The sequence below is a fragment of the Isoptericola sp. NPDC019693 genome (assembly GCF_044389085.1).
Classification (GTDB): domain Bacteria; phylum Actinomycetota; class Actinomycetes; order Actinomycetales; family Cellulomonadaceae; genus Isoptericola.
Genome location: NZ_JBIRXP010000001.1, coordinates 235,358 through 259,981, shown reverse-complemented (window position 1 = coordinate 259,981; position 24,624 = coordinate 235,358). Strand labels below are relative to the sequence as shown.

At 75.4% G+C, this 24,624-nt stretch carries 25 protein-coding genes, 1 tRNA gene and 1 riboswitch; of the genes, 7 read left to right on the top strand and 19 right to left on the bottom strand.

Features of this window, described 5'->3' with window-relative positions; all coding sequences use genetic code 11:
• Positions 1–3: 3 nt before the first annotated feature.
• Positions 4–450 carry a pyridoxamine 5'-phosphate oxidase family protein gene (locus ACH436_RS01220; protein ID WP_430558358.1) on the bottom strand — a complete coding sequence of 149 codons (447 nt, stop codon included), beginning with the start codon at positions 448–450 and terminating at the stop codon, positions 4–6.
• 162 nt (positions 451–612) lie between these two features.
• On the opposite strand from ACH436_RS01220, the gene ACH436_RS01215 reads away from it, so the two are divergent.
• From ACH436_RS01215 to ACH436_RS01205, 3 genes are all read left to right on the top strand, one after another.
• The gene (locus ACH436_RS01215) at positions 613–1,323 is read left to right on the top strand and encodes a rhamnogalacturonan acetylesterase (protein ID WP_430558357.1); all 711 of its coding nucleotides are present in this window, start codon (positions 613–615) and stop codon (positions 1,321–1,323) included.
• Positions 1,324–1,395: 72 nt separating this feature from the next.
• Positions 1,396–2,439 (top strand): LacI family DNA-binding transcriptional regulator, encoded by a 1,044-nt coding sequence (locus tag ACH436_RS01210; protein WP_430558356.1) that lies wholly within the window; start codon positions 1,396–1,398, stop codon positions 2,437–2,439.
• On the top strand, positions 2,436–4,052 hold the full coding sequence (locus ACH436_RS01205; RefSeq protein ID WP_430558355.1) for a UxaA family hydrolase: 1,617 nt from the start codon (positions 2,436–2,438) through the stop codon (positions 4,050–4,052). Before ACH436_RS01210 ends, ACH436_RS01205 begins: the two co-directional genes overlap by 4 nt.
• A 42-nt stretch (positions 4,053–4,094) precedes the next feature.
• Here the strand turns inward: ACH436_RS01205 and ACH436_RS01200 are convergent, their stop codons facing one another.
• Positions 4,095–4,379, bottom strand: coding sequence for a hypothetical protein (locus ACH436_RS01200; protein WP_430558354.1), 285 nt, complete (start codon positions 4,377–4,379; stop codon positions 4,095–4,097).
• Between the two features lie 310 nt (positions 4,380–4,689).
• On the opposite strand from ACH436_RS01200, the gene ACH436_RS01195 reads away from it, so the two are divergent.
• The 3 genes from ACH436_RS01195 to ACH436_RS01185 all read left to right on the top strand — a co-directional run bounded on the left by ACH436_RS01195 (position 4,690) and on the right by ACH436_RS01185 (position 7,948).
• Complete coding sequence (locus ACH436_RS01195) at positions 4,690–5,514, top strand: HAD hydrolase family protein (RefSeq protein WP_430558353.1); 825 nt, start codon at positions 4,690–4,692, stop codon at positions 5,512–5,514.
• Positions 5,515–5,605: 91 nt separating this feature from the next.
• Complete coding sequence (locus ACH436_RS01190; RefSeq protein ID WP_430558352.1) at positions 5,606–5,935, top strand: cupin; 330 nt, start codon at positions 5,606–5,608, stop codon at positions 5,933–5,935.
• A gap of 120 nt (positions 5,936–6,055) precedes the next feature.
• Positions 6,056–7,948, top strand: coding sequence for a rhamnogalacturonan lyase (locus ACH436_RS01185; RefSeq protein WP_430558351.1), 1,893 nt, complete (start codon positions 6,056–6,058; stop codon positions 7,946–7,948).
• Positions 7,949–7,996: 48 nt separating this feature from the next.
• On the opposite strand, the gene ACH436_RS01180 is transcribed toward ACH436_RS01185, so the two are convergent.
• The 4 genes from ACH436_RS01180 to ACH436_RS01165 are packed head-to-tail and all read right to left on the bottom strand — an operon-like array spanning position 7,997 to position 12,992.
• Positions 7,997–9,385, bottom strand: coding sequence for an aldehyde dehydrogenase family protein (locus ACH436_RS01180; protein WP_430558350.1), 1,389 nt, complete (start codon positions 9,383–9,385; stop codon positions 7,997–7,999).
• Positions 9,382–10,644: an ectoine hydrolase gene (doeA, locus tag ACH436_RS01175; RefSeq protein ID WP_430558349.1), complete on the bottom strand. Its 1,263-nt coding sequence runs from the start codon at positions 10,642–10,644 to the stop codon at positions 9,382–9,384. The genes ACH436_RS01180 and doeA overlap by 4 nt, the downstream gene beginning before the upstream one ends.
• A gap of 42 nt (positions 10,645–10,686) precedes the next feature.
• Positions 10,687–11,934, bottom strand: a complete 1,248-nt coding sequence (locus tag ACH436_RS01170) for an aspartate aminotransferase family protein (RefSeq protein WP_430558348.1) — start codon at positions 11,932–11,934, stop codon at positions 10,687–10,689.
• A 32-nt stretch (positions 11,935–11,966) separates the two neighbouring features.
• Positions 11,967–12,992 (bottom strand): GlxA family transcriptional regulator, encoded by a 1,026-nt coding sequence (locus ACH436_RS01165; RefSeq protein WP_430558347.1) that lies wholly within the window; start codon positions 12,990–12,992, stop codon positions 11,967–11,969.
• A 97-nt stretch (positions 12,993–13,089) separates the two neighbouring features.
• On the opposite strand from ACH436_RS01165, the gene ACH436_RS01160 reads away from it, so the two are divergent.
• Positions 13,090–13,860 (top strand): NAD(P)H-dependent oxidoreductase, encoded by a 771-nt coding sequence (locus ACH436_RS01160; RefSeq protein ID WP_430558346.1) that lies wholly within the window; start codon positions 13,090–13,092, stop codon positions 13,858–13,860.
• A gap of 7 nt (positions 13,861–13,867) precedes the next feature.
• Here ACH436_RS01160 and ACH436_RS01155 read toward each other — a convergent pair whose 3' ends face one another.
• From ACH436_RS01155 to proB, 13 genes are all read right to left on the bottom strand, one after another.
• Positions 13,868–15,082, bottom strand: a complete 1,215-nt coding sequence (locus tag ACH436_RS01155; protein WP_430558345.1) for an MFS transporter — start codon at positions 15,080–15,082, stop codon at positions 13,868–13,870.
• Between the two features lie 42 nt (positions 15,083–15,124).
• Entirely contained in the window at positions 15,125–15,733 is a 609-nt protein-coding gene (locus tag ACH436_RS01150; protein WP_430558344.1) for a class I SAM-dependent methyltransferase, read from the bottom strand.
• Between the two features lie 68 nt (positions 15,734–15,801).
• Positions 15,802–16,500: an energy-coupling factor transporter transmembrane component T gene (locus ACH436_RS01145; protein ID WP_430558343.1), complete on the bottom strand. Its 699-nt coding sequence runs from the start codon at positions 16,498–16,500 to the stop codon at positions 15,802–15,804.
• Positions 16,497–17,987 (bottom strand): ABC transporter ATP-binding protein, encoded by a 1,491-nt coding sequence (locus ACH436_RS01140; protein ID WP_430558342.1) that lies wholly within the window; start codon positions 17,985–17,987, stop codon positions 16,497–16,499. Before ACH436_RS01140 ends, ACH436_RS01145 begins: the two co-directional genes overlap by 4 nt.
• Positions 17,962–18,588, bottom strand: a complete 627-nt coding sequence (locus ACH436_RS01135; protein WP_430558341.1) for an ECF transporter S component — start codon at positions 18,586–18,588, stop codon at positions 17,962–17,964. The genes ACH436_RS01140 and ACH436_RS01135 overlap by 26 nt, the downstream gene beginning before the upstream one ends.
• A riboswitch (TPP riboswitch) is annotated at positions 18,582–18,693 on the bottom strand. (Overlaps the previous gene by 7 nt.)
• A 143-nt stretch (positions 18,694–18,836) precedes the next feature.
• Positions 18,837–18,909 (bottom strand) — tRNA-Ala (locus ACH436_RS01130).
• Positions 18,910–18,999: 90 nt separating this feature from the next.
• Positions 19,000–19,689: a histidine phosphatase family protein gene (locus ACH436_RS01125; protein ID WP_430558340.1), complete on the bottom strand. Its 690-nt coding sequence runs from the start codon at positions 19,687–19,689 to the stop codon at positions 19,000–19,002.
• Positions 19,686–20,132 (bottom strand): ribosome silencing factor, encoded by a 447-nt coding sequence (gene rsfS / locus ACH436_RS01120; RefSeq protein ID WP_430558339.1) that lies wholly within the window; start codon positions 20,130–20,132, stop codon positions 19,686–19,688. The genes ACH436_RS01125 and rsfS overlap by 4 nt, the downstream gene beginning before the upstream one ends.
• Complete coding sequence (locus tag ACH436_RS01115) at positions 20,129–21,220, bottom strand: hypothetical protein (protein ID WP_430558338.1); 1,092 nt, start codon at positions 21,218–21,220, stop codon at positions 20,129–20,131. The genes rsfS and ACH436_RS01115 overlap by 4 nt, the downstream gene beginning before the upstream one ends.
• Positions 21,213–21,785 carry a nicotinate-nucleotide adenylyltransferase gene (gene nadD, locus ACH436_RS01110; RefSeq protein ID WP_430545895.1) on the bottom strand — a complete coding sequence of 191 codons (573 nt, stop codon included), beginning with the start codon at positions 21,783–21,785 and terminating at the stop codon, positions 21,213–21,215. Before nadD ends, ACH436_RS01115 begins: the two co-directional genes overlap by 8 nt.
• Positions 21,786–21,849: 64 nt before the next feature.
• Positions 21,850–22,002, bottom strand: coding sequence for a hypothetical protein (locus tag ACH436_RS01105; protein WP_430558337.1), 153 nt, complete (start codon positions 22,000–22,002; stop codon positions 21,850–21,852).
• Between the two features lie 63 nt (positions 22,003–22,065).
• Positions 22,066–23,391 (bottom strand): glutamate-5-semialdehyde dehydrogenase, encoded by a 1,326-nt coding sequence (locus ACH436_RS01100; protein ID WP_430558336.1) that lies wholly within the window; start codon positions 23,389–23,391, stop codon positions 22,066–22,068.
• An 85-nt stretch (positions 23,392–23,476) separates the two neighbouring features.
• Entirely contained in the window at positions 23,477–24,607 is a 1,131-nt protein-coding gene (gene proB / locus ACH436_RS01095; protein WP_430558335.1) for a glutamate 5-kinase, read from the bottom strand.
• Between the last annotated feature and the right edge of the window lie 17 nt (positions 24,608–24,624).

Sequence of the window (24,624 nt, the reverse complement as noted above, 5' to 3'; positions counted from 1 at the left end):
CCCTCAGCGGGCGGTGTCGTCCGAGGCGGCGAGCGAGCCGCGCAGGCTGCCCCACGCCGTCCAGCGGTCGACCTCGACCACCGCGGTGATCCGGGCGCGGTCGCGCACCCCGTACGGGTCGCCGGTGTAGTGCCGCGCGATGCGGTCGGTGTCGGCGAGGTCGACGTCGTCGCGCCACGCCGTGACGCGGCCGAGCAGGGTCGCGTGCGTGTACCAGTCGTCGTCGAGCACCGTCAGGCTCACGTGCGGGTTCGCGTGCAGGTGCTGCACCCGCTTGCGGGTGGCGTCGAGGTTCACGAGCACGTGCCACCCGCCCGTGCCGTCCTCCTCGAGCAGGTACCACGTCGCCGCCGTGACGGGGCTGCCGTCGGGGCGGACGACGCCGATCACGGCGGGCTGGGGACGGCGCAGCAGGTCGAGCACGGGGGCCGGGAACGGCGGGCGGGGCATCGCTGACTCCTCCGGGTGCGGGGGCACGTTCGGTCGCTCGGCGCCGACGCTACGCCCTGGACGTGCGCGGACGCACGCGATCTCGTCGTGTCGCGCCCCCGCTAGGGTGACCGGCAAGCGCTTGCCGACATGATCCTCGCCCAGCTGACCCCGGAGGACCGCATGACCCGCACCGTCCATCTCGCCGGCGACTCCACCGCCGGGCCGAAGAGCCGCGCCGCCGCGCCCGAGACCGGCTGGGGCATGGCGCTGCCGTACTACCTCGCCGAGTCCGTCGCGGTCGCCAACCACGCGCGCAACGGCCGCAGCACGCGCAGCTTCGTCACCCAGGGCCGGCTGGACGCCGTGGCCCGCGACCTGCGCCCCGGCGACGTGCTCGTGATCCAGTTCGGGCACAACGACGCGAAGGTCACCGACCCGGAGCGGCACACCGAGCCGTGGACCTCGTACACCGAGCACCTCGCCCGGTTCGTGAAGGTCGCGCGCGACGCGGGCGCCCGGCCGGTGCTCGCGACGTCGGTGGAGCGACGCCGGTTCGACGACACGGGCCGGGCCGTGCCCGCCCACGGCGAGTACCCCGACGCGATGCGGGCCCTCGCCGCACGGGAGGACGTGCCGCTCGTGGACGTCCAGCGCGACTCGCTCGCGCTGTGGCACGACCTCGGCCCCGAGCGCACGCTGCACTACTTCTTCCACGCCGACGACGGCCGCCGCGACGACACGCACTTCAACCCGCCGGGCGCGGGGGCCGTCGCGCGGCTCGTCGCCACCGGGCTGCTCACCGCGGGGGTGCTGAGCGAGCACGAGGTGCGGCGCCTGGACGAGGACGTACCCGACGCCTGGTTCCGCTGGCTCGACGAGGAGCCGGCCTGATCGGGTAGGCTGAAACACGTTGGAACCGGTTCCAGGCTGGCCGGTCGACCGTCGACACCCGGGGAGGTCCGTGTGGCCACGCTCCGCGACGTCGCGCGTGCGGCCGGAGTCTCGCTCGCCACGGCGTCGCGCGCGCTGAGCGACGCCCCGCACGTCTCGGCGGCCAACCGGGCCCAGGTGGCCCGGGCCGCGGAGTCGCTCGGGTACCGGCCCCACCCCGCGGCCCGCGCGCTGACCACCGGCAGCACCGGCACGGTGGGGCTGGTCGTGCCGGACCTCGCCAACCCGTTCTTCGCCGCGGTCGCCAAGGGCGTGCAGGCGCGGGCCCGCGAGACGGGCCGCGAGGTCCTCGTGGCCGACACCGACGAGGACGTCGGCGTCGAGCCCGACGTCATCGAACGGCTCGGCGACCGGGTGGACGGCCTCGTGCTCTGCTCCCCGCGCCTGCCCGGCGACCGCCTCGCCCCGCTCCTCACGGGCGCCGGACGCCCGGTCGCGCTGGTCAACCGCGAGGCGCCCGACGCGCCGTCGGTCTCCTTCGACATCGCGGACGGCGTCCGGCAGGCCCTCGACCACCTGCGGGCCCTCGGGCACGACGTCGTCGCCTACGCCGGCGGCCCGCGCACCTCGTGGTCGGACGCCGAGCGCCGCGCGGCGCTGTCCGCGCTGTCGGCGGGCGGGGGCGCCGACACCGTGCTCGACCTCGGCAGCTTCCGGCCGACGCACGGCGGCGGCGTCCAGGCCGCCGACCTCGCGCTCGCCGCCGGCGCGACCGCGGTGCTCTGCTTCAACGACCTCGTCGCGCTCGGCGTCCTGGCCCGGCTGCACGCGCGCGGGGTGGCCACGCCGGGCGATGTCTCGGTCGTCGGGTTCGACGACGTCGCGGCCGCGTCGCTCGTCACGCCGGCCCTGACCACCGTCGCCGTGCCGCTGGCCCGGGCCGGGCGCGTCGCCGTCGACCTGCTGACGGACGACTCCCCCGCGCCCGAGCACCGCCGGCTGCCCGTCGAGCTCGTGGTGCGCGCGTCCACCGCACCGGCGACCCAGACCCACGACGCCGCCCCCGCCCCCACTCCCCGTCCCCTCACCACAGATCCCGAGGTCGCGATCCGATGAGCACCGCCCCGCACCACCCGCTGCTGCCGCTCGCGGCGACCCCCGCACCGGGCGCCCCGACCGAGCCGCCGCTGCCGGACGTCGTCGACCTCGCCGACGTCGCGCTGCTGCTGCGGCCGGCCGACGACGTCGCCGTCACGACGCGCCAGGTGCCTGCCGGCACCACCGTGCGTCTGCCCGGCGGCGCCGAGGCGACGACCCGCTCGACGCTGCCCCGCGGCCACAAGCTCGCCGTCCGACCCGTGGCGGCCGGCACGGAGGTGCGCAAGTACGGGCAGTCGATCGGGCGCGCGAAGAAGGACCTCGCGCCCGGCGACCACGTGCACACGCACAACCTCGGCATGGACGACGGCGCCCGCGAGTACGAGTTCGGCACCGCACGCACCACGCTCCCCGAGCCCACGACGCGCCGCACGTTCCAGGGCTACCGCCGCTCGGACGGCCGCTGGGGCACCCGCAACTACGTCGGCATCCTCACGTCGGTGAACTGCTCGGCGTCGACCGCCCGGATGATCGCGGACCAGTTCCGCGGCCCGGTGCTCGACGCCTACCCGCACGTGGACGGCGTCGTCGCGCTGACGCACGACACCGGCTGCGGCCTGGTGCCGACGTCGGAGGGCGCGCAGGTCACGCTCCGCACGCTGCGCGGGTACGCGTCGCACGCGAACATGGCCGGCCTGCTCGTCGTCGGGCTGGGCTGCGAGATGCTGCCCGTCGCCTCCGTGCTCGACGGGCTCCAGCTGCGCGAGGACCTGCCCGTGCGCACGCTCACCATCCAGGACACCGGCGGCATCAGGGCCACCGTCCGTGCCGGCGTCGCCGCCGTCACGGAGATGCTGCCCGCGATCGACGCGCTGCGCCGGGAGGAGGCCCCGGCGTCCGAGCTCGTGCTGGGGCTGAACTGCGGCGGCTCCGACGGGTTCTCGGGCATCACCGCCAACCCCGCGCTCGGGCACGCGTCCGACCTGCTGGTCGCGCAGGGCGGCACGTCGATCCTCGCCGAGACGCCCGAGGTGTTCGGCGCGGAGCACCTGCTGCTGCGCCGCGCCGTGTCCCGCGAGGTGGGCCAGCGGCTGCTCGACCGGCTCGACTGGTGGCAGGGCTACGCGGCAGCCGGCGGCGGCACGCTCGACAACAACCCGTCGCCCGGCAACAAGGCCGGCGGCCTGACGACCATCCTCGAAAAGTCGCTCGGCGCCGTGGCCAAGGCGGGCACCGCGGACCTCGTCGCGGTGCACGAGTACGCGGAGCCCGTCACCGAGCGCGGCATGACCTTCATGGACACCCCCGGCTACGACCCCGTGTCCGTCACGGGGATCGTCGCGGGCGGCGCGAACGTCGTCGTCTTCACCACCGGCCGGGGCTCGGTGCTGGGCTGCAAGCCGTCACCGTCGATCAAGGTCGCGACCAACTCCGACACCTACCGGCGCATGAGCGAGGACATGGACCTCGACGCCGGCCGGATCGTCGAGACCGGGCTGAGCGTCGAGGAGGTCGGCGAGGAGCTCTTCGAGAAGATCCTCGCCGTCGCGTCCGGGGAGCAGACCGTGTCCGAGGAGCTCGACCTGGGCGCCGACGAGTTCGTGCCCTGGCAGCTCGGCGCCGTCACGTGACGCAGCACCGAGGCCGGGCCTGAGCGCCGGGACCCCGGGTTCCTAGACCCGCTCGCGCATCCGGACCACGCCCTCGCCCGACAGGTCGTCGCAGAACGCCGGTCTGCCCGACAGGGCCATGACGAGCGCGAGGGTGCTGCCGCGGACCACGGGCCCGTCGCCGTGGGCGAACGGGCCGTCGGTCGCCTCGAGTCGCAGCCCGCGCGCCACGGACCGGCCCGGCACCGTGAAGTCCCGGGCCACGAAGAACCGCGCCACCGCGGTGGTCGCGGCGACCGGCGGCACTCGAGGGATGGCGAGCGGCGTGCGGACGTCCTGCCCGTGCACGACGACCTCGCCCAGCCACGCGGCGGTGTGGCCGCTGGGGGCGACGGTGCTGGTCGCGACGGCGCGGAAGCGCGCGAGGGTCTCGGACGGCGTCGCGCCGCGGTGCTCGGCGAGCCGCCGCGCGTTGTGCAGGTCGGCGTCGAACCCCGGCGATGCTGCGCAGCCACGCCCAGCGGCCGGTGCTCGCCCCGGCCGTCAGGTCTCGGCGCGCGGGGTGCTCGTCGTCACGTGGGCAGCCAACCACGGGACACTGACGGCGCGGTTAGGCTCGACGGTGCCCACGACGCCGAAGAGCTGGAGGACTGCGCCCGTGTCGGGTTCGAAGAATGACGGGGCGCGCGTGGCGTTCCTGGACGTGGACGGCACCTACGCGGACCACGGCACCGTGCCGCCCGCGCACGAGGAGGCCGTCCGCGCGGCCCGGCGCGCCGGGCACCGGGTGCTGCTGTGCACGGGCCGCCCGGAGTCGATGCTGCCGCCGTCGCTGCTGGCGGCGGGCTTCGACGGCGTGGTGGCGACGGCTGGCGCGTTCGTCCGGCTCGACGGCACCGTGGTCGCCGACCTGCGCTTCCCCGACGACCTCGCGACGAAGGTGCGCCACGTGCTCGACGCCCACGACGTCGCCTACCTGCTGGAGACGCCCGACGCCGTGTACGGGCCGGTCGGCCTGGACGCCCGCCTCGAGCGCCGGGGCGACGCCGCGCCGCACGAGATCCTCGACGTGCTGCGCATGCCCGGCGACCTCGCGGACGTCCGCTACGCGAAGATCAGCTACTTCGACTCCCCCGTCCCCATCGCGGCGCTGCGCACCGAGCTCGGCCCCGAGGTGGGCATCCTCCCGTCGTCCTACGCGGACACCGGGGACAACGCCGGCGAGATCCACCTGGCCGGGATGCACAAGGCCGTCGGGATGGCGGCCGTGATGGAGCACCTGGGGCTCCCCGCCGCGCAGGCGGTCGGCATCGGCGACGGGTACAACGACGTCGAGATGCTCCAGTACGCCGGTACGGCCGTCGCCGTCCAGGGCGCCCCGCCGGCGGTCCTCGCCGAGGCCGACCTCGTCGTCCCCGGCCCCGCGCGCGGCGGCGTGGCGGAGGCGTTCGCCCGGCTGGGGATGATCGACGGCACGGTCTGACGACACACGCCCCGCGCGACGACCGCGGGTAGCGTGAGTGCGGCAGGCCGCGACGACGCGGTCCCGCGCGCCGACGACGGATGGAGCCCCGATGGCCGACCTGGACGCCCTCACCACGACGCACCTCGACAAGGCGCGTGCCGCCGAGAACGGCCGGAGCGCGGAGATCGTCGTGCACGACGGCCCGCTGCGGCAGACGATCCTGGCGCTGGTCGAGGGGATCGAGCTCGGCGAGCACAACTCGCCGCCCGCCGCCTCCGTCCTGGTGCTGCACGGACGCGTCCGCGTGACCGCCCTCGAGGGGGACGAGGAGGTGCGCGCCGGGCAGCTGCGGGTGCTCACCCACGAGCGGCACGCCGTCCTCGCCCTCGAGGACTCGGTCTTCCTGCTCACCACGGTGACGAGCATCCCCAAGCCCTGAGCTCCACGGCACACTTCCGCTCCGTCCCACGTGGTGAGACCTGGGGATGACGCGAGCAACCGGTTTCTGGCAGCCTCGGTCGCGCACGGTGTGAATCGTCTCAACCGGAACGGAGCAATGATGCTGCCGACACTCCGCACGACCGCAGTCACCGCCACGCTCACCACCACCGTGGGCGCGCTCTGCGCGCTCGCGCTCGCCGCCCCCGCCCTCGCGGCCGGCGACCCACCCGCCGAGACCGGCGCGCCGGTCGCCGCCGACGCCTCCCCCGGCGGGCGCGCGGTGATCAGCACGCCCACCGCCGACGGCAACCGCGTGAGCTGGCGCCTCCTCGCCGCCGACGGCGACGACGCGGCCTTCCACGTCTACCGCGACGGCGTCCGGGTCCCCGGACCACCCGTCACGGGCGCGACCTCGTTCCTCGACCGCGGCGCAGCGGCCGACGCCCGCTACGCCGTCGTCGCCGTCGGCGACGGGACCGCGCGTGCCGCGGCCGCACGCTCCGGCGGCGCCGGCGTGGGCACGGGGCAGGTCGCCGGCGAGTCCTTGACGCTGGAGCCCGTGGCGGGCGCCCGGGCGAGCACGCTCGACGTCCCGCTCGACGTCCCGCCCCCCGGCGACGGCTACACCTACTCCGCCAACGACGCGTCCGTGGGCGACCTCGACGGCGACGGCGAGTACGAGATCGTCCTCAAGTGGGACCCGAGCAACGCCAAGGACAACGCCCATTCCGGCGTCACCGGCAACGTCTACCTCGACGCCTACGAGCTGGACGGGGAGCGCCTGTGGCGCGTCGACCTCGGCCGCAACATCCGCGCCGGGGCGCACTACACGCAGTTCCAGGTCTACGACTACGACGGCGACGGCGCCGCGGAGCTCGCCGTGAAGACCGGCGACGGCACCGTCTCCGGGACCGGCCAGGTGATCGGCGACGCCTCCGCCGACCACCGCAACTCCAGCGGCTACGTGCTCACCGGGCCCGAGTACCTGTCCGTGTTCCGGGGCACCGACGGCGCCGAGCTCGACACGGTCGACTTCCGGCCCGCCCGCGGCAACGTCGGCGACTGGGGCGACACGTACGGCAACCGCGTGGACCGCTTCCTCGCGGGCACGGCCTACCTCGACGGGTCACGACCGAGCATCGTCATGGGGCGCGGCTACTACGCCAAGACCGCCGTCTCGGCGTGGGACTTCCGCGACGGCGCGCTCACCCGCCGCTGGACGTTCGACTCGAGCTCGTCGACCAACGGCCCCGACTGGACGGGCCGCGGCAACCACCAGCTGTCGATCGCGGACGTGGACGACGACGGCCGCGACGAGATCCTCTACGGCTCGATGGCGATCGACGACAACGGGCACGGGCTGTGGCAGAACGGCACCCACCACGGCGACGCGTACCATGTGAGCGACCTCGTGCCGTCGAACCCCGGGCTCGAGGTCTTCAAGCCGTCCGAGTCGGGCACCGACCCGGCGCACTGGGTCGCCGACGCGGCCACCGGCCGGATCCTCTCCAGCGCCCCGGCGGCCGGCGCCGACAACGGGCGCGGCGTGGCCGCGGACATCACCGCCGACAACCCGGGCGCCGAGGTGTGGTCGTCGAGGGTCTCCGGCCTGCGCAGCGCCACCGACGGCTCCGAGGTGGGGCGCAAGCCCGGCTCCACCAACTTCGTCATCTGGTGGGACGGCGACGGGCAGCGTGAGCTGCTCGACGGCACGCACATCGACAAGTACGGCGCGAGCGGCGACACCCGCCTCCTCACGGGCGAGGGCGTCGAGTCGAACAACGGCACCAAGGCGACCCCGGCGCTCCAGGCCGACATCCTCGGCGACTGGCGCGAAGAGGTGATCTGGCGCACGACCGACTCCAGCGCCCTGCGGATCTACTCCACGGACATCCCGACCGACATCGCGCACCCGTCGCTCATGGAGGACCGGCAGTACCGCCTGGCCGTCGCGTGGCAGAACACCGCGTACAACCAGCCGCCGCACCCCAGCTTCGCCACGGTGGACTGAGCCCGGGCTCACCACCGCGACGGACCACCGGTCGGCCCGCGCCAGGCGTCAGCCCCGGCGCGGGCCGACCCACACCTGCTGCACGTTGACGAACTCCTTGATGCCGTGCGGACCGAGCTCGCGGCCGTACCCGGAACGCTTCACCCCGCCGCTGGGCAGGCGCGGGTCGGTCTTGACGATGCCGTTCACCGACACCTGCCCGGCGTCGATGCGCCCGGCCATCGCCTCGCCGCGCCCCGGCTCCGTCCAGACGCTCGCGGCGAGGCCGTACTCGGTGTCGTTGGCGGCCGCGAGCGCCGCGTCGGCGTCGGCCGCCCGCATGACCGCCATCACGGGGCCGAACGTCTCCTCGCAGGCGGCGGTCATGTCCGCGGTGACGTCGTCCAGCAGGGTCGGCGGGTAGTAGTACCCCGGACCGTCGGGCAGCTCGCCGCCGAGCAGCACCCGGGCGCCGGCGGCGGCCGTCTCGGTGACCTGCCGGTGCAGGTTCTCCCGCAGGTCGGCACGCGCGATCGGCCCCACCTGGGTGGCCGGGTCGCGAGGGTCGCCGACCTTCAGCGCGGCCAGCCGGTCCCGCAGGCGTCCGACCAGGGCGTCGTGCACCGGCTCCTCCACGATGATCCGTTTCGCGGCGATGCACGACTGGCCCGCGTTGATGATCCGCGACAGGGCGATCGTGTCGGCGGCGGCGTCCAGGTCGGCGTCCGCCAGGACCACGCAGGGGTCGGAGCCGCCCAGCTCCAGCACGGCGGGCTTGATCGCGGCCGCGGCGACGCTCGCCACCGCCGCCCCGCCCCGCGACGACCCCGTGAAGGACACCGCCTGCACGCGCCGGTCGCGGATGACGGCGGCGACGTCCTCGGTCGCGAGCGGCAGGTGGGAGAACACCCCCGGGGGCGCCCCCGACGCCGAGAGCGCCCGGGCGAACACGTCCGCGATCGCCTCCGCACAACCGGGCACGTGCGGGTCGTGCTTGAGCACGCCGGTGTTGCCCGCCATGAGGGCCGGTGCCGCGAAGCGCAGGGCGAGCCAGAAGGGGGCGTTCCACGGCAGGACGCCGAGCACCGTGCCGAGCGGGAGGTGCTGCACGTAGCTGCGCGTCGCGTCGGAGGCGATCTCCTCGGGCGCCAGGTAGGCGGCCGCGTGCTCCGCGTAGTGCTCGGCGCACCAGGCAGCCTTCTCGACCTCGCCGAGCGCCTCGGTGATCGGCTTGCCCATCTCCTGGGTCATCAGCGGCGCCAGCTCCTCGGCGCGGGCGCGCAGGTCGGCGGCGACGGCGTGCAGCACCTGCGCCCGCCCGTCGGTCCCGCGGTCCCGCCACTGTGCCCGCGCATCCTCGGCGGCCGCGAGGACGGTGTCCACGTCGCCCGGCGTCGCCGTCGGCACCTGGCGGACCACCTCGCCGGTGCTCGGGTCGGTCGCGATCAGCATCGTCATGCCGTCTCCTCCTCGGTGACGTCCGTGGTCGTGTCGGGCACGAGCGCGAGCGGCTCGCCGTCCGCCCGCCCGCCGTCCACCCGCTCGGCGCCGTGCTCGGGCTTGCAGGTGAAGTCCTCGTCCAGGGTGAAGAACGACTCGCAGCCGTCGGCCGTCACCCGCACCGTGTCGGAGATGCCGACGGTCTTGTCCCCGTCGACCCCCCACATCCACGGGATGATGTGGAACGTCATGCCCTCGCGCAGCACCCGCGGGTCACCCTGGTTGAGGCTGACGATGTAGCCCTCGTCCCAGCTGGGCGGGAACGCGATCCCGATCGAGTAGCCGGAGCGGGTCACCAGCCGCGCCCCGACGCCGTTGTCGGAGATGATGTTCCGCACGATGTTGTCGGCGTCCGACACCGTGAGCCCGGGGCGGATGGCGGCCTTGACCTCCGCGAGCGCCAGCTTCATCCGGTCCTGCGCCACGAGCATGCTGCGCGACAGGTCGTCGAGCACCACGGTGCGCATCATCGCCGTGTGGTAGCGCCGGAAGCACCCGCCCACCTCGAGGAACACGTGCTCGCCCGGACGCACGGTGCGGCCCTCCCACGTCGCGTGACCGATCATGCTCCGCGGCCCGGAGGTGACGTAGGGCATCACCGCGGGGAACTCCCCGCCGGAGCGGAACATCGCCGACGCGATCTCGGCCGCGACGTCGTTCTCGGTGACGCCCGCCGCGACCGCCTCGATGCCCGCCGCCATCCCGACCTCCGTGGCGTGCGCGGCCCGCCGCATGATCGCGATCTCCGCCTCCGACTTGACCACCCGGCCCTCCTCGACGATGCCGAAGCAGTCCAGCAGGCGGCCGTCGGTGAACGAGTTGTGGATGTAGTCCTGGTGGTAGGCCGGGAAGTAGTAGCTGTTGCGCTCGTACCCGACGTCCTTCGTGTCGAGGCCGAACTCGCGCAGGGACTGCACCAGGCTCTGGATGGCGTCGCCGGTGTCCGGGTACGGCCGGGTGAGCTCCACCCAGGTGCGCGCGTGGACGTTCGACTCCTCCATCGCGCGGGTGATCATGAACGGCTCGTCCTCGAGCGGCACGACCAGCGCCTGGAAGAAGGAGTACCCCGTGGTCTGGTAGTCCGTGAGGTACATGAGGTTCTCGGGGTCGGTGATGACCACCGCGTCCAGCATCCGCTCCGCCATGCGGCGGCGCAGGTCTCCGAGTCGTCTCGCGTACTCGTCGAACGGGAACGTCATGTCGTCGCGCTGCCGCATGCCGGCCTCCTTCTGCTGTCTCGCTCCCCCGGGGCGGGGGCGCTAGTGGGTGTCGCGCACCGCCCCCGCGAGGATCTCGAGCCCCTCGGCCAGGTCGTCGTCGGGGATCGTGAGGGGCGGGATGAGCTTGAGCACGCGGCCGCCGCTGCCGCACGGGCCGATGAGCAGCCCGCGGGCGAAGCACTCCGCGGCGACCGCCTTGGCGAACGCGCCGTCGACCACGTCGAGGCCCTGGATCATGCCGCGGCCGCGCACCGCGAACCCGCGGTCGGGGACCTCGGCGGCCAGGCCGTCCAGCACGGACACCATGCGCTCGGCCTTGGCGCGCACCTCGGTCATGAGTGCGTCGTCCTCGAAGTAGGTCAGCGCCTCCTTGCCGGCGACGAACGACAGGCCCTGCCCGCGGAACGTGCCGGTGTGCTCCCCCGGCAGCCACCGCGCGTCGTGCTCGGGCTTCACGAGGTTCATCGCGAGCGGGGTCCCGTACCCGCCGATGCCCTTGGCGAGGCAGACGATGTCCGGGTCCAGTCCCATGCCGTCGAAGCTGAAGTAGCTGCCCGTCCGCCCGCACCCGACCTGGATCTCGTCGATGACGAACAGCGCGCCGACGTCGTGGGCCAGCTCCTGCACCGCCCGCAGCCACTCGGCGCTCGCGACGTTGACGCCGCCCTCGGCCTGGATGGTCTCGACGACGAACGCGGCCGGCGCGCCGAGCCCGCTGGACACGTCGGCGAGCTGCGCGCGGTAGGCGTCGAGCGCGTCCGTCCCCCCGCCCGGGGCGGTCTCGAACGGCAGCCGGACGACGTTCTCGAGCGGCACGCCGGCGGCCGCGCGGAAGAACTCGTTGCCGGTGAGCGCGAGCGACCCCAGCGTCATCCCGTGGAACCCGTGGGTGAACGCGACCACCTCGCGCCGGCCGGTGACCTTGCGGGCCAGCTTGAGGGCCGCCTCGACGGCGTTGCTGCCGGTGGGCCCCATGAACTGCAGCTTCATCGTCAGGCCGCGCGGCTCGAGCACGGTGCGCACGAACGCCTCGATGAAGTCGCGCTTGGTCGTGGTCGCCATGTCGAGGCTGTGCGCGACGCCGTCGGCCTCGAGGAACTCGATCATGGCGCGTTTCATGCGCGGGTTGTTGTGCCCGAAGTTCAGCACCCCCGCGCCGGCGAAGAAGTCGACGTAGCTACGACCGGCCTCGTCCACCTGCCGCGCGTTCGACGCCGAGGCGAACACCGTGGGGTACGTGCGGCTGTACCCACGGATCTCGGATTCCCACTTCTCGAAGACCTCCATCAACCAGATGTAGGTGCCCGAGGCCCACCCCGTCAAGGAACTCGCTGGACGACCTGCGTAACGTTCTGATGTCGCGGGCCGGGGCCGAAGGTCGCGCGGTAGGCGCCGGGCGAGACCCCCAGCGCCCGCGCGAAGTGCTGCCGCAGCGACGCCCCGGTGCCGAACCCGGCGCGGCGGGCGACGGCGTCCACGGGCAGGTCGCTGCGTTCCAGCAGGTCACGCGCCCGCAGCAGGCGCTGCTGCAGCAGCCAGGCACCGGGCGAGACGCCGACCTCCTGCCGGAACCGCCGGGTGAAGGTCCGGGTGCTCATCGCCGCGTGCCGGGCGAGGTCGTCCAGCGAGAGCGTCTCGTCGAGGTGCTCGAGCGCCCACGCGCGGGCGCCGCCGGTGTGGTCGCCGACCGGCTCGGGGACCGGGGCGTCGACGTACTGCGCCTGGCCGCCGTCGCGGAACGGCGGCACGACGGTCCGCCGCGCGACGTCGTTCGCGACCGCCGCGCCGTGGTCGGAGCGGATCAGGTGCAGGCACAGGTCGATGCCCGCCGCCTCGCCGGCCGACGTGAAGACCCGACCGTCCTCGGTGAACAGCACGTCCGGGTCCAGGTCGACCGCGGGGAACGCGCGTCGGAACCGGTCTGCCGACAGCCAGTGCGTCGTCGCGCGGCGGCCGTCGAGCAGCCCGGCTCCGGCGAGCGCGAACGCGCCGGTGCAGATGGACGCGAGCCGCGCGTCCGGGCGGACGGTCGCGAGCAGGCCCGCGACGTCGTGGTCGGGCGGCGCGACCTCGACGTCGTCCAGCGCGTGCGACGCCGGCACCACGACGGTGTCGGCGCGCGCGAGGACCTCGGGGCCGTGCGGGACGTCGATCGTGAAGTCGGCGTCGGTCCGCACGGGCCCCGGTGCCGCCGCGCAGGTGCGCACGTCGTAGAGCCGCTCGCCGTCGGCCCCGCGCGCGACGCCGAACAGCTGGTGCACCGCGCCGAGCTCGAGCGGCATGACGCCGTCGCGCACGAGCACCGCGACGAGGTGCCGGCCAGGTGTCGAGGCGTCGAGGGGCATGGCTCGATCCTTGCACGACGTGGCCCTCCGGCCACTGGTCCGACGGCGCGCCCCTGGGGCACCGTGAAGGGACCGAGCACGAGGGAAGGACGGTCCGATGCGGGTGCTGTGGGTGCTGGCCCATCCGGAGCCGCGGTCGCTCACGGCGCGGCTGCGGGACGAGGGGGTCCGCGCTTTGCGCGGGGCCGGGCACGAGGTGCTCGAGTCCGACCTGTACGCGATGTGCTGGAACCCCGTGGTCACGGCCGCCGACTTCGGCGGCGCCGTCGGCGACGGCGACCGGCTCGAGGTCGCGGCGGCCTCGGAGCGCGCGCTGCGGGGCGGCACGCTCGCCCCCGACATCCGGGCCGAGCACGAGAAGCTCGCGCGGGCCGACACCGTCGTCGTGCAGTTCCCCCTGTGGTGGCACGGCGTGCCCGCGATCCTCAAGGGCTGGCTCGACCGGGTGCTGGTGCAGGGCTACGCGTACGGCGTGCGCGACGCCACAGGGCGCACGCGCCGGTACGGCGACGGCGGGCTGGCCGGCCGTCGCGCGCTCGCCGTGGTCACGGTCGGCGCGGGCACCGGGCTCGGACCGCGCGGGCTGCACGGCGACCTCTCCGAGGTGCTGTTCCCGCTGCTGCACGGCACGTTCTGGTACACGGGCATGCAGGTGGCCGAGCCGGTCCTCGTGCCCGGCGCGAACCGCCTGGACGACGCCGGCTTCGCCGCCGCAGCAGCGGGCCTGCGGCGCCGGGTGCTCACGCTCCCGGACGGTCCCTTCGTGCCGTACCGCCCTCAGGACGGCGGGGACTACGACTCCCGCGGGGAGCTGTGCGAGGCGCTCGCGCCCGGCCGCGGCGGGCTCGGCGTGCACCGGCGCGCCTGAGGGGCGGTCAGCGTCTTCGGCGCACCAGGTTCGCGAGCGAGGAGTACCGCGGCACCCAGCGGGCGAGCGCGGCCGCCGAGCCCGCGCCGAGGGTCGCGGTGGCCCACACCCCCGCCGCGAGCGACCCGAGGGCCGCGCCCGCCGACAGGATCAGCGGCCCGAGCGCGTCGCCCGTGTCCTGGAAGAGCCGCCACACGCTGAGGAAGGTGGGCCGCACCGCGGCGGGCGCGACATCGGCGCCCAGCGTCATGACGATGCCGGAGCCCATGCCGTTGCCGACGCCGAGCAGCGCGGCGACCACCGCGAGCGCACCCGCGGTGTGCGCGAACGGCAGCACGGCCAGCCCGACCGCCATCGTGAGCATGGACGGCACGGCCACCCACAGCCGGCCGAACCGGTCCATCACCTTGCCGGCCGGGTAGAACAGCAGCATGTCCAGGGCGCCCGAGACGCCGAAGACGAGCGAGGTCACCTCGGCGTCCAGGCCCAGGTGCTCGCCCCACAGCGGGATCACCGTCTGCCTGGCGCCGCGCACGGCGCTCACCAGGAGGATGGCGACGCCGAGGCTCGCGAACAGCCGGCGGTGCTCACGCGCGACCGCCGCGATCGACACGCGCGGTCCGCCGGCCGGACGGGGCAACGGGGCGTCGGCCTGCGCCTCCGGGCGGACCAGGGCGATGACCAGCACCGCGACGAGTGCCGAGCCCGCGCCCAGCCAGAACGCGCCGTGCAACGACGTCGCCGCGATCGTCGCGGCGCCCGCGAACGGCCCCAGGAAGAGCCCGATCCGGTGCACGCCGGCGAGCGTCGACATGACCCGTGCGCGCCGCAGCGGCGGGGTGATCTCGGTGAGGTACGCCTGCCGGGCGAGGTTGAAGACGGCGTTCGCCGCGCCGAGCGCGAACACGCCCGCCGCCAGGCCCCACAGGGCCGAGGACACGGCGATCGTCGTGAAGGCGACGACGGCGACGCTGCCCGCCACCAGCATCGCCACCCGGTCGCCGAGGCGCTGCGAGAGCGCGCCGGCCGGCAGGTCGAACGCGATCTTGCCGAGCGGCAGCAGGGCTGCGACGAGCCCCGCGACCGTGAGGGACGCTCCCCGGCCCGTCGCGGTGACCGCCACGACGGGCAGCATCGCGCCGATGCCGATCTCCAGCACGAGGGTGGGGAGGAACGCCCCCAGGACGACGCTGCGGAGCGGGAAGAGGGGCGGTGCCGGCACCCACCCTTCCTATCGCACGGGGCCGCGCCGGGTCCGCGGTGTTCACGCCCGACGCGTCGTCAGGAGCAGGGCGGCAAGGCGCAGCTCGTCGCCTGCGGTGCGCGCGGCGATCGCGGCGTCCGACACCACCGTGGACGTCCAGGCGGGTCCGTCGAACGCCGCACGCAGCCGGTCCGCGGTCGTGCCCCAGCCGAGCCCCGCGTCCACGGACATCGCGAGCACCGCGACAAGCGCGCCGGACGGGCAGATCGCCTCCAGCCCCGCCACGTAGGCCGTGCGGCCGGCGTCGTCCAGGGTGTGCAGCAGCCCGGAGTCCAGCACGGTCCGCGGGCGAACGTCGATCCGGTCGAGCCGGCGGGCGTCCGCCACCTCGAAGCGCACCTCGCCCGGCGGAGCGAGGATCGCTCCCGCCGCCCGCTCCCGCGCGCGGGAGATCGCGCGCGGCGCGGCGTCGACCCCCACGACCCGGTGGCCGGCGCGGGCGACGGCGAGCGCCAGCACGCCCGTGCCGCACCCGACGTCGAGCACCGGGTCCTCGAGCACGGACCGGCGGACGAGCTCCAGGAGCGCGGGCTGGGGACGCCCGATCTCCCACGGTGGCGGGTCGTCCGCGGCGTAGAGGGCGTCGAAGTCGTGCACCTGGCGTGCCATGCGAGCACCTCCTGCGCCCATTCTGCGCCCGCCGGTCCCGTGCCGGTCGGCGCAGCCAGGGCAGGGAGCTAGCGCAGGACGAGTGCGGCGAACGGCAGGGCCGCGACGAGCGTGCCCGCCGCGAGCACGACGGAGTCGGTGCGGGTCCACGGGGCCGGCTCGGCCCAGGTGCGGCCGTGGGCGCCGGCGAAGCCCCGCGCGTCCATCGCGACGGACATGGCGGTCGCGTCGCGCAGGGTGGCGGCGAGGACGGCGAACGTCACCGACGCCGCGTGCCGCGCCCGGGAGAGCGGGCCACGGCCGGGCCCGACGCCGCGCGAGCGGCGGGCCCGCGACGCCTGCTCCCACACCGTGCCGAGCCGCTCGAACCGCTGCAGCGCCGCCGCCACCCCGACGACGAAGCGTGCGGGCAGGCGCAGCCGCTGGCCGAGCTGGTCGGCCAGCCCGCTCGGGTCGACCAGCGGGGCGAGGGCCACCCCGGGCAGGGCGAGCACCGCGATGCGGACGCCCGCGACCGCGGCGACCACCGGGTCGCGGCCGCCGAGCAGCCAGGTCGACCACGCCACCGACGCGACCGCCACCAGCACGGCGAGATAGCGGGCCGGCGAGCCCGTCCCCCGCGGCAGCAGCACCAGGCCGAACACGAGGCAGCCGGCGGCCCCGACGACCGCGCTCGCGACGTCCCGCACCCCGAGCGAGGCGACCAGCCCGAGCAGGCCGAGCGCGACGAGGACGAGGGCGTTCACCCGCCCCAGGACGCCGGTCACGCGGCCACCGCCTGCCGCGCGCGTGCCGCGCCGCCGAGCCGCACCTGGTGCCCGGCGAGGGCGACGAGGTGCGCGTCGTGGGTGCTGGCCGCGACCGACCCGCCGTGCCGGGCCGCGGCGGTGGCCCAGCCGGCCACCGCCGCCCAGGTGTGCCGGTCCTGGCCGACGGTCGGCTCATCGAGGAGCACGAGCCCGGGGCGGTGCGCGAGCGCGGCGGCCAGCGCCAGGCGCCGCTGCTCGCCGCCGGACAGCCGGAACGGGTGCGCGTCGGCGACGTGGTCGAGGCGCAGCAGCGCGAGCACGTCGTCCACGGCCACGGCCACGCCGAGGCGTCGGCCGGTGAGCTCGATCTCCTCCCGCACCCGCAGCGCGAGCAGGCCGTGCTCCGGGTGCTGCGGCACCCACCCGCACCACCGGGCGAGGTCGCGGGAGCGTGCGGCGTGGCCGGGCGTTCCGCGCACGTCCCCGTCCGACGGCCGCAGATGCCCCGCGAGCGTGGCGACGAGCGTGGACTTCCCCGCCCCGGACGGCCCCGTCACGGCCGTGAGCCGCCCCGCGGGGAACCGTGCGGTCACGTCGTCCAGGGCACGCGTGGTGGTGCGGCCGCGCAGGCCGCGGGTGACGAGGTCGACGCGCACGCCCGCCATGACGACCTCCGGGCCGGGCGTGTCCGGCGCCACGACGGCACCCGGCACCTCCAGCGGCGCCGGTGCGGGCACGCCGGGCAGCCACACGCCGGCACGGCTCAGCTCGTCGCGGACCCCCGTCGCCGCGCCGTCACCGATCCCGAGCGCGGCGGGGGCGACGACGTGCGTGACCCGGCCGCCCGCGCCGAGCACCACGACGCGGTCCAGGTGCTCCAGCCACGGCCCGACGTGGTGGTCGACCACGACGAGCGCCGTGTCCGTGCCCTCCAGCGCGCCCGCCACGGCGGCGCGGACCTCTGCCGCGGAGGCAGGGTCGAGCATCGCCGTCGGCTCGTCGAGCAGCAGCAGGCCGGGCATGCGGGCCAGCGCCCCCGCGAGGGCGAGCCGCTGCAGCTCGCCGCCCGAGAGGGCCGACGTCGGGCGGCCCCACGGGTACCGCAGGCCCACGCGGTCGAGGGCCTCGCCGGTGCGGCGCCAGATCTCCGCCCGCGGCAGGCCGGCGTTCTCGGGCCCGAACGCGACGTCCCGCCCGATCCGGGAGGCGACGACCGCCGCACCCGGGTCCTGCGGCACGTACCCGATCCGGCCGTCCACGCGGACGTCTCCGGTCAGGTCGCCGGGCAGCGGGTCCCCGAGCACCCCGGCGAGGGCGTGCAGCACGGTCGTCTTGCCGGCCCCGCTGGGACCGACCAGCCCCACGCGTTCCCCCACCCCGACGGTGAGGTCGAGGCCGTCCAGCGTGGGGGCGGCCCGCCCGGTGGGCCGCCAGCGCAGCCCGCGCACGCGAGCCCGGACGTCGTCGCGCGCCACGCCGTCAGGCCGGCGTGCGGTCGAGGGCACGGTCGGCGAGGTCGCGCCCCGGCCCGAAGGCGTCGAGCACCCCCGCCCGCGCGAGGGCGCGCACCAGCGCCGCTCCCCCGAGGCCGGCGAGCAGCGCGCCCGACAGCGCGAAGAGTCCCAGGTAGGCCAGCCGGTAGCCCCATGCCCAGTCGGGGTAGTACGCGAACCACTCGTACACGGCACCGCACGCGCCGGCGACGGCGCCCGCCAGGGCAGCGACGACGGTGCCGAACCGCCGGTAGAGGAACAGGGCGAGCACCAGCTCGGCGCCGAACCCCTGCACGACGCCGGAGACGATCGCAGAGAAGCCCCAGCCGGCGCCGAGCAGCGCCTCGACGCTCGCGGCGACGACCTCGGTCAGCAGGGCCGCGCCGGGGCGACGGACGATGAGACCGCCGAGGACGCCGCCGAGCAGCCAGCCCCCTCCGAGCAGGCCGGTGGCCGGCGGGAAGGCGACCGCCAGCCCGGCGGAGAGCAGGTGGTAGAGCTGGGTCCAGCCCCAGAAGACGACGCCGACGGCCACGCCGAGCATGGCCACGGTGACGAGGTCGACGGTGCGGTACCGCAGGGACGCGCTGCGCAGGAAAGTGGGCGCGGACATTCCAGGTAACTCCCTTCGCCGGTGCTAACCGGAGCAGGTTCCAAGGGTCTGCGGCCTGTCCCGCACTCTCAGCGCCCCTTCGACGGCGCTCCCCTGTCATGGGTGTCTTCAGATGTGACGGCCGACGACGCGGCCGCAGGTCCGACCTTAGGCGACGACGGCGTCGGCGCAACGGCGTCCCGCACCGTGAAACCTCTGGTCACGCAAGAAGGCCCGGAACCATGTGGTTCCGGGCCTTCTCGTCGGGGTGGAGCTGAGGGGACTCGAACCCCTGACCCCCTGCATGCCATGCAGGTGCGCTACCAGCTGCGCCACAGCCCCGAGAACCGACTCTCGCGACCGCGAACGGTCAGGCGATTCGTCTGATTCGGTGTGTTCCTCCGGGCTTGCGCCCCTCGGAACGTCGATATCTTAGGCAGACTTCGGGCCAGGTTCCAAATTCCAGTCCGGGCCGGCCTGCCAACGGTCCAGGGGGTACCCCGCGCCGACGTTGTGCGCCACGAGGCGCCAGGCCGGCACCGATCCTTCGCCCGCGCGGTGCAGGTGCGACCAGTGCACGTTGTGCATGCCGGACAGGCCGCGCCAGGTGGCCGGGTCGAGCCCGAGCAGCGCGGTCACCGCCAGCGAGATGGCCGCGCCGTGCGACACCACCACGAGGGTCTCCTGGTCGTCCAGGTCCTCGGCGTGCTCGGCGACCGCCTCGGCCATGCGCTGCGCGACCGCCGGCTTCGTCTCGGCGCCCGCACCGGCCGGCTCGGCACCGAGGCGCCACGCCGCGTACTCCTCCGGCCAGCGCTCCTGCAGCTCGGCCCCCGTGAGGCCCTCCCACGCGCCGAACCCGCGCTCGCGCAGGCGCTCGTCCGTGTGCACGGTCGCCCCGCCGAGCGCGTCCGCGTACGCGGTCGCGGTCTCGACGGCGCGGCCCAGGTCCGAGGACACGACGCGCGTCGCGCGGTGCGACGACGCGAGCGCCGCACCGCCCTCGGTCGCCTGCCACCGGCCCACCTCGTCGAGCGGGATGTCGATCTGCCCCTGGAGCCGCAGCGAGGCGTTGTAGGCGGTACGGGCGTGGCGCAGCAGGACGACGGTGCCGGCGGTCACCGCTCGTCGCCCGCGAGGCGGATCGCGCCGTCACCCTCGCCGTCGCCGTACTCGGCGGCGGCCGTCGCGCCGTCGCCGCCCCGCGCGTCCTCCGGGAGCTCGACCGCCGGGCAGTCCTTCCAGAGCCGCTCGAGCGCGTAGTACACGCGGTCCTCGGCGTGCTGCACGTGGACGACGACCTCGCCGAAGTCGAGCAGCACCCAGCGCGCCTGCGCCTTGCCCTCGCGGCGGATGGGCTTGGACCCCGCGAGGAACATCGCCTCCTCGACCGCGTCCACGATGGCGGAGACCTGACGCTCGTTCGTGCCCGAGGCGATGAGGAACACGTCGGTGAGCACCAGCTGGTCGCTCACGTCCAGCGCGATGATCTCCTGCGCCTTGCGGTCGGACGCGGCGCGGGCGGCGACGACCGCCAGCTCGACGGCGCGGGGGCTGGCGGTCATGCGGCGGCTCCGGGGTGCTCGTACGTGAGGGAGAGGGTGGCCGCGGGCGCGGCACCGTCGACGGGGAACTCGTTCTGGTCCGGGCCGGAGAGCAGCAGCCTCCAGACCAGCAGGCCCAGCACGAACGCCACGACGACGAGAACGATGTAGTGCAGCCAGGTGTACGAGGCCTCGGGCTCGTCCCAGTCCTCGTCGTCGTCCTCGTCGACCGGCTGCGGCGCGGCCGAGCGGGCCCGGACGGGCTGCTCGGACGCGACCAGCGCGTCGAACGGCGACGCGGCGGGTCGCTCCGGCGCCGCCGACGGGTCCGGGGCCCCCGCCGCGGGGCGCGAGGGCGGCAGGGACGCGGGCCGCTCGGTGGTCGGGGTCGCCCAGGGCAGCGGGGGCGCCACCGACGTGGAGGCGGCCGGCGGCGTCGCGGCCGGTGCCGCCTGGGCGGGCGGCGCCGGCGTGGCGCCGAAGGGCGACGTCGTGCCCGTCGTCGCGAACGGCGAACGGCGCGCCGGGCCGTCGGGCCGCGGCGCGACGGTGGCCGGCGGGCTGGCCGCGGGGGGAGCTGCGGGAGGCGTCGCGCTGGCCTGCGGGGCCAGCGGCGCCGCACCGAAGCCGGCGGCGGCGCCCGGCACGGCACCGCCGTGGTCGCGGCGGGTCGAGGGGCGCGCGGGCGGCGCGGCCGGGGCGCTGGGCGGTGCCGCGGCGGGCCGCGCCGACGGCGTCGGGGCGACGGCGCGGGACATCTCACCGGTGGGCCGCTGGATCGGGGCCAGGCGCCCGGTCTCGTCCAGGCCCCGCACACCGGCGGAGGTGGACGGCGGCCGCACCATCGGCGCGGGCGCCGGGGCGGCGGGCGACGGGCTCTGCTCACGGAGCGAGCGCCGGGACGGCGCGCTGGTGGCCGGCGCCGGGAACCGCGGGGCCGGCGCCTGCCCGGCGGGCGGTCCGAACGGCGACCGCGACACGGCGGGAGCGCCGTACTCCGGCCCGGGGGGCGCCGGCTGAGCGGCGCTCGCCTGCGCGGCGGCGGCCGCCTGCTCCCGCTCGCGGATCTCGCGGCGGGTCAGCGGGCGGGACGGGTTGTTGTCACTCATCGAGACCTCGATACAGACCGTGCTTGGCGATGTACTGGACCACGCCGTCCGGCACCAGGTACCACACCGGTTGGCCGGCCTGCGCCCGGCGACGGCAGTCGCTCGACGAGATCGCCAGCGCCGGGACCTCCAGCGTCGTGACCCCGTCGTGGGGCAGGCCGTCCACCATGAGCTGGTGCCCCGGCCGCGTGACAGCCACGAAGTGTGCCATCTCCCACAGCAGCGCGGCATCCTTCCAGGTCAGGATCTGCTCGATCGCGTCGGCGCCGCTGATGAAGAACAGGTCGGCGTCGGGTCGCTGCTCGTGCAGGTCCCGCAGGGTGTCGACGGTGTACGTGAGGCCCGGACGGTCGATGTCGACCCGGCTCACCGTGAACCGCGGGTTCGACGCCGTCGCGATCACCGTCATGAGGTAGCGGTGCTCGGCCGGCGACACCCTCTGGTGCTGCTTGAAGGTCGGCTTGCCCGTGGGGACGAACACGACCTCGTCGAGGTCGAGCAGCGCCGCCGCCTCGCTGGCGGCGACCAGGTGCCCGTGGTGGATGGGGTCGAAGGTGCCGCCCATCACGCCCAGGCGCGGACGGCGCGGCTGCGACGACGGCTCGTTCACGCTGACCGGACGGCAGCCGTCAGTGGTGGCGGTTGGACACGTTGCGGAAGGCGTACGTCACCACGAGCGCGGCGACCAGGCCACCGAACGCGAGGAGACCCATCGCGATCGGGGAGATGGACTCGGCGTGCTCGGTGGCCTCCTGGGCCACCTGGACGGCGGTGTGCAGCACGGGTTCCTCCTGTGCGTGGGGGTGTGCGACGGGTCGCTACGGGCAAGGACGGGGGTCAGTCTCTCACGCGGGCCGGACGTGCCCGTCGCCGTGCACGACCCACTTCGTGGTCGTCAGCTCGGCCAGCCCCATGGGGCCGCGGGCGTGCAGCTTCTGCGTCGAGATGCCGATCTCGGCGCCCAGGCCGAGCTCCCCGCCGTCGGTGAAGCGGGTCGACGCGTTGACCATCACGGCGGCCGAGTCCACCTCGGCCACGAAGCGCTCGGACGCCGCGAGGTCGCGGGTGAGGATCGCCTCGGTGTGCCCCGACGACCAGGTGCGGATGTGCTCGATCGCCTCGTCGAGGGAGTCCACGACCCGCACCGCGAGCTCCAGCGCGAGGTACTCGGTGGCCCAGTCCGCGTCCGTCGCCGGCAGCACCTCGACGGACTCCGGCGCCAGGGCGACCGTGCGCGCGTCGCCGTGCAGCACCACGCCCGCCCCGCCCAGCGCCGCGAGCGCCGCGGGCAGGAACGCCTCGGCGGCGTCGCGGTGCACCAGCAGCGTCTCGGCGGCGTTGCACACGCCCACCCGCTGCGTCTTGGCGTTCATGACGATCTCGACGGCGTTCGCGACGTCGGCGGTGGCGTCCACGTAGACGTGCACGTTGCCGACGCCCGTCTCGATCACCGGCACGGTCGACGACTCGACCACGGTCCGGATGAGGTCGGCGCCGCCGCGCGGGACGAGCACGTCCACCAGACCGCGCGCCTGCATGAGCGCGACGCCGCCGGGGCGGCCGTGGGCGTCGATGGTCTGCACGAGGTCGGCGGGCAGCCCCTGGGCCACCAGGGCGCGGCGCAGCACGTCGACGATCACCGCGTTGGACGACGCCGCCGCGCTGCCGCCGCGCAGGATCACCGCGTTGCCCGACTTCAGCGCCAGGCCCGCGGCGTCCACCGTGACGTTGGGACGGGCCTCGTAGATCATCCCCACCACGCCCATCGGGACGCGCAGCTGGCGCAGGCGCAGACCGTTCGGCAGCGTCTGGCCGCGCACCACCTCCCCCACCGGGTCGGGCAGGCCGGCGAGCTCGCGCAGCGCACCGGCGATGGCGCCGACGCGCGCCGGCGTGAGCGCCAGCCGGTCGAGCAGCCCGTCGCTCAGCCCGTGCTCCCGCCCGCGGGCGAGGTCGTCGGCGTTCGCCGTGACGATCTCGTCGGCGGCGGCCTCGAGCGCGTCGGCCAGCGCGTGCAGCGCCGCGTCCTTGGTGGCCCGGGCCGCGGTGGCGAGCGTCCGCGACGCGATCTGGGCCCGGCGCGCGACGTCGCGCACGGCGGCCGTGACGTCGTCGGCCGCCCCGGCGCCCGCGGCGCCCGCAGCCAGGTCCTCCGTGAGGGTCGTGGTCATCCCCCGAGCGTACGACGACGGCGCTCCCGGCGGCAGACCCCTCTCACCAGGAGGGACGGGGTGAGGAGAGGCGGACGCCCGGAGCTCATCGCCGGTGCTCGAGCACCAGGTCGTCGCGGTGCACGACCTCCCGGTCGTACCCCTCCCCCAGCTCGGCGCGCAGGTCGAACGTCGACCGCCCGAGCAGGCCGGGCAGCTCGCCCGAGTCGAACGCGACGAGCCCGCGTGCCACGACCGCACCGTCCGGCGCCACCAGCTCGACCGGGTCTCCCGCCTCGAACGTGCCCTCGACACGCGTGACGCCGGCGGGCAGCAGCGACGCGCGGCCGCCGAGCACCGCCCGCGCCGCGCCGGCGTCGAGATGCAGCCGACCGTGCGACCGGGCCGCGTGGGCGATCCACAGCCGCCGCGCCGTCGTGCGCCGCCCGGTGACCGCGAAGAACGTGCCGACGTCCTCGCCCGCCAGCGCGGCGGCGACGTTCCGCGCGCTGGTGAGCACGACGGGCACGCCGGCGCCGGTCGCGATCCGTGCCGACTCGAGCTTGGTGACCATACCCCCCGTGCCGACCGCGCTGCCGCGCGCGGTGACCTCGACCCCCGCGAGGTCGGCGAGGTCGGCGACGTGCGCGATGCGCCTGGCGCCGGGGCGCGACGGGGGCGCGTCGTGCAGGCCGTCGACGTCGGTGAGCAGCACCATCGCGTCGGCGCGCACCAGGTGCGAGACGAGCGCGGCCAGCCGGTCGTTGTCGCCGAACGTGAGCTCGTCCGTGGTGACCGCGTCGTTCTCGTTGACGACCGGCACGACACCGAGCGCGAGGAGCCGCTCCAGGGAGCGCTGCGCGTTGCGGTACCGCGACCGCCGCACCGTGTCCTCCGCGGTGAGCAGCACCTGGCCGATCTGCAGCCCGTGCGCGGCGAACGCCTCGGTGTACCGGGCCACCAGCTGGCCCTGGCCGAGCATCGCCGCGGCCTGCATGGTCGCGACGTCGCGGGGCCGGGCGCTGAGCCCGAGCGGCCCGATGCCGGCGGCGATCGCGCCCGAGGACACCAGCACCACCTGGGCGCCGGCCGTCACCCGCGCGGCCAGCACGTCGACGAGCGAGCGCAGCGCCGCGAGGTCGAGGTGCCCGTCCGGGCCCGTGAGCGACGACGAGCCGATCTTGACGACGATCCGGTGCGCCGTGGGCAGGCTGGCACGGGAGGTGGCGGCGTTCACCCCGGCATTCTCGCCGG